The organism is Buchnera aphidicola (Phyllaphis fagi), from assembly GCF_964058955.1.
Classification (GTDB): Bacteria; Pseudomonadota; Gammaproteobacteria; order Enterobacterales; family Enterobacteriaceae; genus Buchnera_L; species Buchnera_L aphidicola_AI.
Window position 1 is genome coordinate 381,315 of record NZ_OZ060370.1, and the last position, 14,667, is coordinate 395,981.

At 22.5% G+C, this 14,667-nt stretch carries 17 protein-coding genes and 1 tRNA gene; 5 read left to right on the forward strand and 13 right to left on the reverse strand.

What is annotated here, in order from left to right; all coding sequences use genetic code 11:
• Window positions 1-51: 51 nt before the first annotated feature.
• The 4 genes from rpsL to tusD form a co-directional block, all read right to left on the reverse strand.
• Window positions 52-426 (reverse strand): 30S ribosomal protein S12, encoded by a 375-nt coding sequence (gene rpsL, locus AB4W56_RS01770; protein WP_367675762.1) that lies wholly within the window; start codon window positions 424-426, stop codon window positions 52-54.
• 105 nt (window positions 427-531) lie between these two features.
• The gene (tusB, locus tag AB4W56_RS01775) at window positions 532-819 is read right to left on the reverse strand and encodes a sulfurtransferase complex subunit TusB (protein ID WP_367675763.1); all 288 of its coding nucleotides are present in this window, start codon (window positions 817-819) and stop codon (window positions 532-534) included.
• 18 nt (window positions 820-837) lie between these two features.
• Window positions 838-1,197 carry a sulfurtransferase complex subunit TusC gene (gene tusC, locus AB4W56_RS01780; protein WP_367675985.1) on the reverse strand — a complete coding sequence of 120 codons (360 nt, stop codon included), beginning with the start codon at window positions 1,195-1,197 and terminating at the stop codon, window positions 838-840.
• Window positions 1,198-1,202: 5 nt separating this feature from the next.
• Window positions 1,203-1,571, reverse strand: a complete 369-nt coding sequence (gene tusD, locus AB4W56_RS01785; RefSeq protein WP_367675764.1) for a sulfurtransferase complex subunit TusD — start codon at window positions 1,569-1,571, stop codon at window positions 1,203-1,205.
• A gap of 196 nt (window positions 1,572-1,767) precedes the next feature.
• Here tusD and tsgA point away from each other — a divergent pair, with 196 nt between their 5' ends.
• Window positions 1,768-2,934 (forward strand): MFS transporter TsgA, encoded by a 1,167-nt coding sequence (gene tsgA, locus AB4W56_RS01790; RefSeq protein WP_367675765.1) that lies wholly within the window; start codon window positions 1,768-1,770, stop codon window positions 2,932-2,934.
• Window positions 2,935-2,947: 13 nt separating this feature from the next.
• Here tsgA and trpS read toward each other — a convergent pair whose 3' ends face one another.
• The 4 genes from trpS to aroK are packed head-to-tail and all read right to left on the reverse strand — an operon-like array spanning window position 2,948 to window position 6,366.
• Window positions 2,948-3,946 carry a tryptophan--tRNA ligase gene (gene trpS / locus AB4W56_RS01795; RefSeq protein WP_367675766.1) on the reverse strand — a complete coding sequence of 333 codons (999 nt, stop codon included), beginning with the start codon at window positions 3,944-3,946 and terminating at the stop codon, window positions 2,948-2,950.
• Window positions 3,947-3,975: 29 nt separating this feature from the next.
• Window positions 3,976-4,665 (reverse strand): ribulose-phosphate 3-epimerase, encoded by a 690-nt coding sequence (gene rpe / locus AB4W56_RS01800; protein WP_367675767.1) that lies wholly within the window; start codon window positions 4,663-4,665, stop codon window positions 3,976-3,978.
• Window positions 4,666-4,710: 45 nt separating this feature from the next.
• Window positions 4,711-5,796 (reverse strand): 3-dehydroquinate synthase, encoded by a 1,086-nt coding sequence (aroB, locus tag AB4W56_RS01805; RefSeq protein ID WP_367675768.1) that lies wholly within the window; start codon window positions 5,794-5,796, stop codon window positions 4,711-4,713.
• A gap of 48 nt (window positions 5,797-5,844) precedes the next feature.
• Complete coding sequence (gene aroK / locus AB4W56_RS01810) at window positions 5,845-6,366, reverse strand: shikimate kinase AroK (RefSeq protein ID WP_367675769.1); 522 nt, start codon at window positions 6,364-6,366, stop codon at window positions 5,845-5,847.
• Window positions 6,367-6,676: 310 nt separating this feature from the next.
• Here aroK and AB4W56_RS01815 point away from each other — a divergent pair.
• Window positions 6,677-6,764 (forward strand) — tRNA-Ser (locus AB4W56_RS01815).
• 59 nt (window positions 6,765-6,823) lie between these two features.
• Here AB4W56_RS01815 and deoD read toward each other — a convergent pair.
• The 4 genes from deoD to ssb all read right to left on the reverse strand — a co-directional run bounded on the left by deoD (window position 6,824) and on the right by ssb (window position 10,317).
• Window positions 6,824-7,531, reverse strand: coding sequence for a purine-nucleoside phosphorylase (deoD, locus tag AB4W56_RS01820; RefSeq protein ID WP_367675770.1), 708 nt, complete (start codon window positions 7,529-7,531; stop codon window positions 6,824-6,826).
• Window positions 7,532-7,617: 86 nt separating this feature from the next.
• Window positions 7,618-8,844, reverse strand: coding sequence for a phosphopentomutase (locus AB4W56_RS01825; protein WP_367675771.1), 1,227 nt, complete (start codon window positions 8,842-8,844; stop codon window positions 7,618-7,620).
• A 104-nt stretch (window positions 8,845-8,948) separates the two neighbouring features.
• Window positions 8,949-9,533: a NifU family protein gene (locus AB4W56_RS01830; protein ID WP_367675772.1), complete on the reverse strand. Its 585-nt coding sequence runs from the start codon at window positions 9,531-9,533 to the stop codon at window positions 8,949-8,951.
• A gap of 274 nt (window positions 9,534-9,807) precedes the next feature.
• Window positions 9,808-10,317, reverse strand: a complete 510-nt coding sequence (gene ssb, locus AB4W56_RS01835; RefSeq protein WP_367675773.1) for a single-stranded DNA-binding protein — start codon at window positions 10,315-10,317, stop codon at window positions 9,808-9,810.
• Between the two features lie 319 nt (window positions 10,318-10,636).
• On the opposite strand from ssb, the gene dnaB reads away from it, so the two are divergent.
• From dnaB to hemW, 3 genes are all read left to right on the forward strand, one after another.
• Entirely contained in the window at window positions 10,637-12,019 is a 1,383-nt protein-coding gene (dnaB, locus tag AB4W56_RS01840) for a replicative DNA helicase (RefSeq protein WP_367675774.1), read from the forward strand.
• 302 nt (window positions 12,020-12,321) lie between these two features.
• Window positions 12,322-12,762: a Holliday junction resolvase RuvX gene (gene ruvX, locus AB4W56_RS01845; protein ID WP_367675775.1), complete on the forward strand. Its 441-nt coding sequence runs from the start codon at window positions 12,322-12,324 to the stop codon at window positions 12,760-12,762.
• Window position 12,763: 1 nt separating this feature from the next.
• The gene (gene hemW / locus AB4W56_RS01850; protein WP_367675776.1) at window positions 12,764-13,897 is read left to right on the forward strand and encodes a radical SAM family heme chaperone HemW; all 1,134 of its coding nucleotides are present in this window, start codon (window positions 12,764-12,766) and stop codon (window positions 13,895-13,897) included.
• Between the two features lie 7 nt (window positions 13,898-13,904).
• Here the strand turns inward: hemW and trmB are convergent, their stop codons facing one another.
• Window positions 13,905-14,642, reverse strand: coding sequence for a tRNA (guanosine(46)-N7)-methyltransferase TrmB (gene trmB / locus AB4W56_RS01855; protein ID WP_367675777.1), 738 nt, complete (start codon window positions 14,640-14,642; stop codon window positions 13,905-13,907).
• Between the last annotated feature and the right edge of the window lie 25 nt (window positions 14,643-14,667).

Here is a 14,667-nt window from a genome sequence, read left to right on the forward strand (position 1 = left end):
TACTCTCCGTTTACAATTTAACTACATAATAAAATTATTATAATATATAAATTATTTTTTATTTTTTTTTACACCATATTTTGATCGACCTTGTTTTCGATCTTTAACACCAGCGCAATCTAAAGCACCTCTGATGACATGATATCTTACTCCAGGTAAATCTTTTACACGACCTCCTCGTATCAAAATAACCGAATGTTCTTGTAAATTATGTCCTTCCCCTCCAATATAAGCAGTCACTTCAAATCCATTTGTTAATTTAACTCGACAAACTTTACGTAAAGCAGAATTTGGTTTTTTTGGTGTAGTAGTATATACTCTAATACAAACACCTCGTTTTTGAGGACATTGACTTAAAGCAGGAACATTATTTTTTACAATTCTTCGTATTCTAGGCACACGAACTAATTGGTTAATTGTAACCATATATCTTCCTTAATAATTTATCAAATGATATGAATAACAAATATAAAAATTATTTATAATTAAATATACAATAACATTTAAATAATTTGTAAACATAATAAAAATTTACCAATTTAAAACTTTTTGATATTTTTCTGTCAAGACAATAAATTGAGCATAATTTATTAAATGAAATTGATCAGAAATATAAGAAGTAATACCTCTAGCTATTACATCTTCCTTTAATAAATATAATTTGAATGAAAATTTTAAAAAATCCTTTATAAAAACATTATTTACTAAACCAATAAATACACCATCTTGTATACCTATAAAACTATCTAAAGGATTTAACATACTTAATGTTAAATTACAATCTATTTTAAAAGGCGAACTTACTAATACATGTAGCATAATACAACCTTTAAATTACTAAAAATTTAAAATACAATTAAAATTATTCATTGTATTTCGAATTTTTTCTAAAGGTAAAATATTTACTCCTAACATAAAATTCATATTTTTTTTTAACCCTCTCTTAATTAAAGAATTATAACATACATAAAAATTATTAATATCACATAATGGTAAAATATTAAATGAAAAAGAATGATTTTTTAATAATATTACTTTTGAATTTTGGTGTTTCAATATTTGAAAAACACCATCTCCAATAAAAAAAATACTTATATTTTTAGTAAAACAAGAAGCAGATAAAATAAAATCCAATCCTTCTCTACCTAAACTATTACCATACGGAGCATGTGAAAATACAACAGCTATATTCTTTATCATGATTAAAATTGTAATACTCTATCAGAATTTAATACAGATTGTACAAATGTTCCTAATCCTGTTAATCGAAAAGAAAAATGTAAGTTACCATGTAAAAAACCTAAGTCTAACGCCATAGTATCATCAATAACACCACGTCTACAAGCTGCACTAGAACAAATATTTAAATTAATAAAAAATTTTTTACTTAACTGATACCAAGAATTCACTAAATTATTTTCATCTATGGATGTAAACGACATTTTATTCCCATTTAACACTCCATCACAATAAAAAAATATATTTTTTATACTATGTTTACAACCTTTCATTAAAGAATTAGAAAATAACAATGCACTAGTTGAATTTTCTGTACCATATATTGAACCCATAACCAATATAGTGTATATCAATCATATCACTTCTGTGAAATTTTTTCCTATTTTAACATATAGAAATAAAAAAGTAAAAATATTTAATTTAAAAAGTAAAGACACTCATATACTCAAAATGATTTTCAAAATATATGAAAATAAATGATTTTTATAACCTGTAAAACTAATAATAAAATCAAAATTAAGGAAAATAATGGAAAATAAAAATAAAATTGGATTAACTGTAATTAGTTTTCTATCTTATTATTTAACAGGATCTATGATAATTATTACAGGAATAGTAATGAGAAATATTGCAGAATATTTCAATACTTCTATTAATAATATTAGTAATACATTCACATTTTTAAATGCTGGAATGTTGTTTTCTATATTTTTAAGTTCCTGGATAACTAATTTTATTACCCTAAAAAAACAAATTATTATTGGTTTTATTTTAATTATATTATCTATATTAGGATTAATATATTCTAATAATCTTACTATGTTTTGCTTAAATATTTCTATTTTAGGTATTGTAGGTGGCATGACAATGTCAATAGGTACCTTTTTAATTACAAGTATTTATCAAGGTGAAGAAAGAGCATCTAAATTATTATTAACAGATTCATTTTTTAGCATGTCAGGTATGATCTTTCCAGTTATTGCATCTTATTTACTTAATAAGCATATTCCATGGTATTTCATTTATGTAATGATTGGAATCATATATTTTTTAATATTTATTATTACTATTAATATCCAATTTCCAAAACACCAATATACATTAGATAAAATAAATTACAAAAATACAAAATGGGGAATTAGTATACCAATATTATGTTGTTCAGCTACATTTTATATTCTAGGACAACTCGGATTTATTTCTTGGATTCCAGAATATACAACACAAATTATTGGCGTTAATATACAGTTAGCAGGGAAATTAGTTAGTTATTTTTGGATGTCTTATATGTTAGGTATGTGGTTCTTTAGTTATATGTTAAAATTTTTTGATTTACAAAAATCTTTATTATATCTTACTGGTATTTCTACTGTATTTATGTATTTATTTATTTATAATAACAATATAACAATATTAAACATCATTATAATAATTTTAGGTTTTTTTTCAAGTGCTATTTATACTATTTTAATCACATTAGCATCTTTACAAACTAAAAAAACATCACAAAAATTAATAAATCTAATATTAATGTCAGGAACAATTGGAACATTATTAACATTTGTGATAACTGGTCCAATAGTTCATGAAACAGGAATACGTGGAGCATTAATTATTTCTAACATATTATATGGAATAATATTTATTATGTCTTGGATATTAGGTTTTGTTAGTAAACATAAAGAAAATATTTAATATATTAAAATATTTATAAACCTAATATATTATACACTTTATCTAAAGTTATTTTAGCTTTTATGCGAGCTTGATTCGCACCATTTTCTAAAATATTTTGTAAATAAGATTCATTATTTCTAAAATAAAAAAATTTATTTTTCAATTTATATAAAACTTCTGCAATCTTATCAGCAACTAACATCTTAAATTCTTGATATAACATATTAGAAAAATCATTTTCTAATATCGATATTTTTATACCAGTTAAACTAGAAAAAATATTCAATAAATTTGAAATTCCAGGTTTTTTTACTATATCATAATATATTTTATTTTCAGAGTCAGTAATTGATTTACTAATTTTAGAAAAAATAGATTTTTTACTTTCCAATAAAAAAATCACATTATTTCGATTACTATCTGATTTAGACATTTTTTTTTGAGGATTTAGTAACGCCATAATTTTAGAACTACAAAAATTAGGTATATAAACATTAGGAATTTTAAATATATTGCCATATAAATAATTAAATCGAATAGCTAGATTTCTAGCTAACTCTAAATGTTGTTTCTGATCTTTACCAATTAATACCCTATTACTTTGATATAATAAAATATCTGACGACATTAATACAGGATAATTGAGTAATCCAACATTAATATTTTTAGAATACTGTTTTGATTTACTTTTAAACTGTGTCATTCTTGAAAGTTCACCAAAATATGTATAACAATTTAATATCCAATTTAATTGACAATGTTCATGTACATCAGATTGTGCAAAAATAATACTTTTATTAGGATTAATACCCGAAGCTAAATAAAAAGATAATGTATCTAATGTAATTTTTTTTAATAAATTCGATTTCTGAGAAATAGTAGTTATTGAATGTAAATTAGCTATTCCATAAATACAATTATTATTATTTTGAATAAACGACCAATGAGATAATGATCCAATATAATTACCTAAAGTTAATTCTCCCGATGGTTGTATAGCACTAAAAATAGTCGGTTGCAGTAAAACCATATTTTAACCTTATTATGTAAAATATCATTCTATAAATTAATTATATTATTATATGTTTTATTTATGTTCTGTCTTATATTTGTAATAACCTTTAAATAATTTCTAGAACTAAAAATAAAAGAACCAATAACAAATATATCCACCCCCGCAATAACTAAATCAGAAATATTATTGCCATTCACACCTCCATCTACTGATAAAAGAATATTTGGAAATAATGAATCAATTTTCTCTCGAATATGATGTAATTTATTAAGCATTGATGGAATAAATTTTTGTCCTGAAAAACCAGGATTAACTCCCATTAATAAAATAAGATCTAATTTATCCATAATATAATCTAAAATATTTAACGGAGTAGAAGGATTTAATCCAATTCCAACTTTACAACCACACTTCCTAATTAAATTCAATGTTTTATCAATATGATCACTAGTTTCAGGATGAAAAGTAATAAAACTCGCTCCAGATTCTGCAAATTTTAAAATCAAATCATCAACTGGTCTTGCCATTAAATGCACATCAATTGGTGCTATAATATTATCATCTCTTAAAGATTTTAAAACCATAGGACCTAACGTTAAATTTGGAACATAATGATTATCCATGACATCAAAATGAATCAAATCACCACCTGCAATTAAAACACTCTTAATATCTTCTCCTAATTTTGCAAAATTTGCAGATAAAATTGAAGGAGCAATAAAAAATTTTTTCATGTAAATCTCTTTAGTTAATTAAATGTAAAATAAAATTATAATACTTTATGTTTTATAACAAGACTGAATAGCAGATATCATAGTATTTTGATCGACATCTTCAAAAATTTTTACTTGCCCAATCGCAGTAGGCAAAATCAATTTAATTTTACCTAAATTATTTTTTTTATCCCGAATCATATACTTTAAAAAAGAATTAATAGACATATTACTAGGAATAGTAGTAGGTAATCCTACTCTCTGTAATAAAATAATAATACGTTCAATATCAAACTTATCTAATATACCAAGAATTTCAGAAGTTCGAAGTGCAATGACCATTCCTATTGATATAGCCTCTCCATGTAACCAAGAATATTTAAAATATGATTCAATAGCATGCCCATATGTATGTCCTAAATTTAATAACATACGATAATAATTTTCTTTTTCATCAATAGTAACAATATTAGTTTTTAATTCACAACATCGTTTTACACAATATGATAAACTGTTTTCATTCAAAGATAAAATACTATCTAAATTTTTTTCTAACCATACAAAAAAATCATAATCAAAAGAAATAGCATATTTAATTACTTCTGATAAACCAGAAACTATTTGATTATGAGATAAAGTATTTAAAAAATTTAAATTAATGATAACAGAAATAGGCTGCCAAAACGAACCAATCATATTTTTTCCAGAAATATGATTAACACCTGTTTTTCCTCCTATAGCTGCATCAACTTGAGATAATAAAGTAGTTGGTATTTGAATAAAACGTATTCCACGTTGATAAATAGAAGCCACAAAACCAGTTAAATCACCTATAACTCCACCACCTAGTGCAATTAAAGTAGTATGACGATCATGTAATTTCTTTAATAAATCAGACACCAATAATTCTACAGAATTTAAATTTTTATATTTTTCTCCATCTAAAAAAATAAACTCATCAACAATCATGCCATATTTCGATAAATAATTTAAAACTATATTTTTCCATATAGAAGATAAAGTAGTATTAGTAACTAACATCACTCGATCATTCTTTTTTAAGGGATAAAAAATATTTTTTTCACTTAATATATTAAAACCAATGTAGATAGGATAAGAATAATTATTTAAATCAACTACTATTTTCTCCATAAATTAAACTCTAATTATCAAGATAAAATGATAAATAATGTATAATAATTAAATATTTTTTAAAATATTGATAATATTATATACTATGTTTTTAATACTTTTATTATCGGTATCAAATGTTATATCAGATATTGATGTATATAATAAACTTCTTTGAAACGCTAATCTTTTTAACACCATATCAACATTATTAACAGATTTTAAAAGTGGTCTATTTTTTTCTCTTTTAGTTCTCATTAATTGTTTTTCAACATTCGCTTTTAAATATATTACTGTACCTCTAGAAGATAAAAAATTTCTTATATTTTTTGATATAATCGATCCACCTCCAGTAGCTAATATAATTTTACTAACTTGCGTTAATTCATCAAGAATGATTTCTTCACGAATTCTAAAACCCAACTCACCCTCAACATCAAAAACCCAATTAATATCAGCTCCAGTCCGTCTTTCAATTTCTTGATCAGAATCATAGAACTCCATATTTAATTCTTTAGATAATAAACGACCAATAGTACTCTTTCCAGCACCCATAGGTCCGATTAAAAAAATATTTCTTTTCTCTACCATATGTATAATAAATCAAAAATTTAGTTAGAATATCCAATACTATATTAATTATATTGGCTGAATAATATATAATAATTTTATCATACTATAATTCTGATAATAATAATATTAAAATATATAAAATATTGATGATTTAGTATTGTATAATTTTACGTATATCACATATAATGTATAAAATATAAAATAATAAATTCATTAATATATTTTAAATTTTTTGTTGTAAAATACGTATTATAATAAATAATTAATAAAATATTATTCCAATATTATAATATATGTGATAAGATACAGTATAATAGGTTATTATGATGGTGAGGTGTCCGAGAGGATTAAGGAGCATGCCTGGAAAGCATGTATGCGAATATTTCGTATCAAGGGTTCGAATCCCTTTCTCACCAAAAATACAAATTCAATTTTCTTGTAAATTCATACATACACTATAATATATAAAATAGTATCATATAATAATTGTTTCTAAAGCAATTTCAATCATATCATTAAAACTATTTTCTCGATCATTAACAGACAACATTTGACCATGTATAATATGATCTGACACGGAACATATAGAAACAGTTTGAATATTTAATTCAGAAGATATACTATATATTCCTGAAGTTTCCATATCTATCCCAATAATATTATACTTACTTAATAAATCATAAATTTTATAATCATACGCATAAAATAGATCTGTTGTAAAGAAATTACCTACACGAACATTAATATTTATTTTCTTTGAATATTTTACTGCATTACAAAGCATTTCAAAATCTGCAATAGCAGAAAAATCATAATTGTTAAATTTTAGTCGATTCACTTTAGAATCAGTGCAAGCACCCATAGCAATAACAATATCTTTCAATTTAATATCATTTCGAACAGCCCCACATGTCCCAACTCGAATAATCTTTTTAATATTATAATATTGAATGAGTTCTTTAATATAAATTAGAGCAGATGGTATGCCTATTCCATGACTCATAACAGATACCATAACATTTTTATAATGCCCTGTAAATCCCAACATAGACCGAACATTTGTCACTTCATATGCATTTTCTAAAAAATTATCTGCAATATATTTTACTCTTATAGGATCTCCAGACATAATAACACGTTCTGAAAAATCACCTTTTTGAGCATTAATATGAGGTGTAACCATTAAATATTACCTTATATGTAAATGTATATAATAATAAAAAATAAAATATTATCTATAACAATATATAACTAAGAATTTTCATAATTTTATAATATACTACTCCCATAATTCATACTAGATAAAGAAAAGTACTTTGAAATAGTCTGAGCAATATCAGAAAATGTTTTTCTGTGACCAAAATATTGAACAGGAAATAATTTATTATATAATAATATTGGAACATATTCTCGAGTATGATCAGTACCTTTCCATGTAGGATCACAACCATGATCAGCAGTAATAATTAAAATATCTTCTATTTTTAAACCATTTAAAATCTCTAGTAAACGTAAATCAAAATATTCTAAACCCAAAGCATATCCTGAAACATCACGTCTATGACCCCATAAAGAATCAAATTCAACAAAATTACTAAAAACTATGGTATTTTTTTGAGATATGCGATTTATTTCATCTATAGTAGAATTAATTGAATCTTGTAATCCTGAAGTATATATTTTTTTTGTAATGCCTATATGACCAAAAATATCTGAGGTTTTACCAATACCAATTACATCACCTTCTTTTTCTTCAATTAATTTTTGAATCACAGTTTTCCCGGGAGGTAACTTAGAAAAATCACGACGATTATTTGTTCTAATAAAATGAAATTTCTTTTCTCCTATAAATGGACGAGCGATCACTCGAGTAATATTATAATTATATTTATCTAAAATATATCTAATTTTTTGACACAATTCATATAAATTAGTTAACCCAAAATATTTTTCATGACAAGCTACTTGTAATACTGAATCAGATGATGTGTAAATAATTGGTTTTTTTGTTGTTATATGAAGAGATCCAAAATCATTTAGTATATCTGTTCCGGAAGCATGACAATTACCTAAAATACCAGTTAATCCATGTGCACAACTTATTTTTTGTAATAAATTATCAGGAAAACTATTTTTAATATTATGAAAATAATCCCATTCAAATAATACTGGAACACCTGCAATTTCCCAATGTCCTGAAGAAGTATCTTTAGCTGAAGAAATCTCACTAGCATATCCATAACTTCCAATAACATTTAATGGTTTAGCTATACCATAAGGTAAATAACCTGTTATATTTTTATATACTTGACCTAATCCTAAAGACATTAAATTAGGAATATATAAAGAACTAAATCTATTATAATTTGCTTTACCAAAGTAACAATATTCTGCTATATGGCCAAATGTATCTGCACCAACATCATGAAATTTATTAGCATCTTCACTATATCCAATACCAAAAGAATCTAATACTAAAATAAATACCCTTTTCATATTCAAAACCTTCATTTATTTTGAATGCTATACATAAAATGCATTTACTTAAATAATTATAAAAATATTTTTATAATTAAAATAAATGACATTCTAAAATATTATTAAATAAAAGAATGATTACCATAATTATGTTTTGTAATATCTTTAACTCCTTTGAGCAAAGGAAAATTATTTAAAATTTGTTTTTCAATATTTTCTTTTAACGTTGTATTAACCATTGAACAACCATTACAACCACCTAAAAATTTAATAATTACGTAACCTAAGTTTGTAATTTCTAATAAAGTAATCTGTCCGCCATGTGAAGATAACATAGGATTAATATAACACTGTATAAAATGATCTAATTTATTAAATAATGAATGATTATAATATTGGTTGTTATCTATTTTTTCTTTAGCATAAGGTGCCATTAACATAAGTTGTTGATGTAATTCATCATATAATAAATCAATTTTTGAATCTTTTAGATGTGGTAAAATAGTATTATTTACATAAATACTAAAATGAAAATATTTTATTTCAATGTCCGTATTTTGAAAATCCTGTTGAGTATTATATGACATTTTACATTCAGCATATTTTGTACCAGGATATTTTATGGATATTCTAAGTTTCTTAACATAATCTTTTTTCAGAAGAATATTTTTAAGGTAATTTTGAGCTTTTTTAGAAATATTAATCATATTTAATGTCTATTTTAATTTTAATATTTTTATATTATAAAAACATATATAATATCATAAAATTAAAATTAGTATAATTTAAACGATTATTATTTTATCTTACATTATTTTAAAAAATGTTTAAATTATAAACATTAATATTTAAAAATTTTATGATATTAATCATATATTTATTAATATTTAATAAATATTTTAAATATATATAAATTTATTTATATAAAAATCTTACATCATATTTATCAATTTAAAATAATAATATAAAAAAAATATAATTTTAAAATGGAAGTTCTTCATCAAATTCTGTATGCGATATATCGTTATCTTGAAACTGATTTTTATAACCATTATTTAAATTATTTTTTAAATTAGAAGATTTATGATTTTTTTTTATTTGATTATTAGAATTTATATAATTTGGAGAAGGTATATTAGAAGTACGATTTCCTAACATTTGCATCGTTCCATTGATATTTACTAATACTTCTGTAGTATATCGATCTAACCCACTTTGATCTTTCCATTTCCTAGTTCTTAAAGAACCTTCGATATATACTTGTGAACCTTTTCGTAAATATTCACCTGCTATTTCTGCTAATTTTCCAAATAATACAATTTTATGCCATTCAGTTTTTTCTTGTTTTGTACCTGTATTTTTATCTGTCCAAGTTTCAGAAGTTGCTAAAGTGATATTTGTTACAGCTCCTCCATTTGGCATATAACGTACTTCAGGATTTTGACCTAAATTTCCAATTAAAATAACTTTATTTACTCCTCGACTAGCCATATTATATTTCCTAAGATTAACATCTAAAATGGATATATTAACGATATTATGTTTATAAATGTATTTAATATTTATTATTACTTTTATAATTCTATGTAATATTTTCATATAGTATTTAGAATATATTTTCTAAAAATGTTATATTAGTAGATTATTAGTACAAAATTAATTTTTACATATTCTATTAATATAAGAATTAATTTTGTAATCAATTTATGCAATATATTAGATAAACCTATCTAAGATTTTTAAAATAATATAATTTTTAATTAGATTATTTACTAAACATATTACCATAACACGTGGAAATAAATTATAGATGATAAATTATAATTTTTTAAACCAAAATACTAAATTAAAAAATAAAAAACTACCCTATTCTTTAGAAGCAGAGCAATCCGTTTTAGGTGGATTAATGCTGGATAATAAACAATGGGATATTATTTCAAATTATATACATGAAAAAGATTTTTTTAACGTATCTCATCAATTAATTTTTAATGAAATGAAAAAATTAATTGATCTTGGATATCCAATAGATTTAATAACAGTTTCTGAATCTCTAGAGCGAAGAGGAAAATTTAGAAAAGTAGGTAATTTTTCTTATTTATCAGATATTTCAAAAAATACACCCAGTACTAAAAATATTATTGCCTATGCAAATATAGTAAAAGAATGTGCAAGATTAAGAGAAATTATTAAAATTGGAAATAAAATTTCTGATTTAGGATACAATACAACACAAAAAACAAGTGAAGAAATTTTAGATTATATAGAATGTAAAATATTTAATATTACAAAAAAAAGATTTAAAAAAGATTTAAATTTAAAAAATATTAAAGAAATGTTAGATATCACTATTAATACTATGGAACAACTTATTAAATCACCAAATAATAGTATTACAGGTATTGATACAGGATATCATGATATTAATAAAAAAACTTTAGGATTACAAAAATCTAACTTAATCATTATAGCAGCAAGACCATCAATGGGAAAAACTACCTTAGCTATGAATATTTGTGAAAATACTGCTATGTTATATAAACAATCAGTATTAATTTTTAGTTTAGAAATGCCAGGAGAACAAATTATTATGCGTATGTTATCATCATTATCTCGTGTTAATCAAACTAATATACGTACTGGTTGTTTAAATAATGAAGATTGGTCAAGAATTTCAAGTATTATTAATATATTGCTAAAAAAAAAAAATATATATATTGATGATTCTTCTCAATTAACAATTAATGAAATTCGTTCAAAAGCAAGACGTTTATATCAAAAAAAAAATGGGTTAAGTTTAATTATGATTGATTATTTACAATTAATTCAGGTACCTCAATTGTCAGGACAGAGAACATTAGAAATTGCAGAAATTTCAAGATCTTTAAAATCATTAGCAAAAGAATTAAAAGTACCTATTATTGCATTATCACAATTAAATAGATCATTAGAACAACGGTCTGATAAAAGACCCATTAATTCCGATTTACGTGAATCTGGTGCATTAGAACAAGATGCTGATTTAATTATGTTTATTTATAGAGATGAAGTATATAATGAAAATACTGAATTAAAAGGAATAACTGAAATTATTATAGGTAAACAAAGAAATGGACCGAGCGGTACAATAAAACTAACATTCAATGGAAACTTATGTCGATTTGATAATTATTCTGATTATCATAGTGAATAAAATTCTATATAATATAATTAAATTAAATAAAATGTATTAAATATAAAATAATAATATTTATTGATAAAAATTTATTTTTATGATTTACAATATTTTTAAGAATATTATAAATAATTTATTTTAATAAAGTATAAAATATTTTTTTAAATTATACATATAATAATTTACAATATTATAAAAACACTGTAATATATATTAACAATCATAATTTAAAAAAAATATATGACACAATAAATTTTAAAAATATTGATATATTTTCTATCTACTATAATTTATCTTACATAACAGGTCATGTAAAAATTATGTTTATATTATCATTTGATTTTGGAACAAAAAATATTGGAGTAGCAATTGGTCAAAAAATTACATTAACCGCAACATCGTTAGATGCAATAAAAGTAAAAAATGGAAAACCAAATTGGAATCAAATTAGTGCATTAATATTATATTGGAAACCTAAATTAATAATTATAGGATATCCTTTAAATATGGATGGAACAAAACAAAAAATAACTAGAAAAGTAAAGAAGTTTTCTCAATCTTTATATAAGCGATTTGCAATTCAAATTTATTTTCATGATGAAAGATTAACCACAAAAGAAGCAAAATCATATTTATTTGCACAAGGAGGATATAAAAATTTGAAAAAAGATAAAATAGATTCTTTATCAGCAGTTTTAATACTAGAAAGTTGGTTAAAAAGAAAAATAGATCATAAAATGATAAATTTTATTTTAAAATAAAATGATTGTTTTACCTCCTCTTAGTTTATATATTCATATACCTTGGTGTGTCAAAAAATGTCCATATTGTGATTTTAACTCATATACTACTAAAGGTATAATTCCAGAATTTCAATATATTAATGCACTTATTTACGATCTTAAAAATGATCTATATTTAATTAATAATAGAACTATAAAAAATATTTTTATTGGTGGAGGAACACCAAATTTATTGAATTATACATCTATACAATATTTATTAGATAATATAAATAAATACATATTTATTAGTAATACTGCTGAAATTACAATAGAAATGAATCCTGATTTAGTTACTATTGATACGTTATTAGCATATATTGAATTAGGTATTAATAGGATATCATTAGGAATACAGAGTTTTAATAACAGATTATTAAAATTAATTGGACGAAAACATACATCAGAATCTGTAATTAAGATTTTTCAAAAAATAAAAAATAAAAAAATAAATATTAATATAGATTTGATGTACGGTTTACCCGAACAAACATTAGAAGAATGTTTATATGATCTAAAACAAGCTATTTTAATGAATCCTAAACATATATCTTGGTATCAATTAAGTATAGAAAAAAATACCATATTCTATATTAAAAAAAATAATTTTCCTAATGATAATATAATATGGGATATGTATAATCAAGGTAATAATTTATTAAGAACATCGAAATATATAAGATATGAAATATCTGCATATTCAAAAAAAAAATACCAATGTCAACATAATTTAAATTATTGGAAATTTGGAGATTATATAGGTATTGGTTGTGGAGCTCATGGGAAAATTACTCAAAAAAATGGAGATATTATTAGAATTATAAAAAAGAATAAAATTTCTGAATATATAAATAGTCAAAAATATATTCAAAAAAAATATAAAATTTTAAATCAAGATAAACCATGTGAATATTTTATGAATGTATTTAGATTATTTAAACCTATAAAACGTAAATACTTTAAATTATATACTGGATTAAATGAAGATTATATTCAAGAAAATATTAATCAATTAATACAAAAAAAATATATAATGCAAACAGAAAAATACTGGTATACTTTACCTAAAGGAAAAAACTTTCTTAATAATTTATTAGAATATTTTATAAAATAAAGTTTTATTATTTAATACATTGAAAGATTAAATTAAATATTTTACGATTTAATATATTTGCTTTTTTTTCAAATTTAGTTACTGTTCTTTCATTGAATATTGAAAAATAATTTATATTTTCTAATTTACTAGTATATTCAGGAATAATGTTTATAATTTTTGTTATATCATTTGCATATGTACTACAATCAGTAACTATATATAATATTCCATGATACATTTGTTTTTTTGCAAGTAATTGGATAAATGATTTTTGTAATATTCTTCTTTTATGATGACGTAGTTTAGGCCAAGGGTCTGGAAAAAAACATTGAATAATATTTAATGTATTATCATGAATCATATATTTTAATACTTCTACTGCATCATGTAAAATAATTTTTACATTATTTATTTGAGACATATGTATTTTTTTTATACAGCTACTTACTCCTGGTATATAAACTTCAATACCTAAAATATTTTTATCTAAATTATAAGATGATGTATTAATTAAAGATTCTCCATTTCCAAAACCTATATCTAATATAGTAGATTGATTAAAATTATTAAAAATTTTTTGTATATTAATAGCATGACATTGAAAATTTAATCCAAAAGATGGCCAATATTTTTTTATTGTATTAATGTGTTTTTGACTATATCGACTAGATCTACAAATAAAACTACGTGTATTACGTATAAATTTTCCATACAAGTTATATTTTGGTAATACAAGATTATTAATTAGTTTATTTTTTATCATATTTAATATTAAAAAATTTGTTATA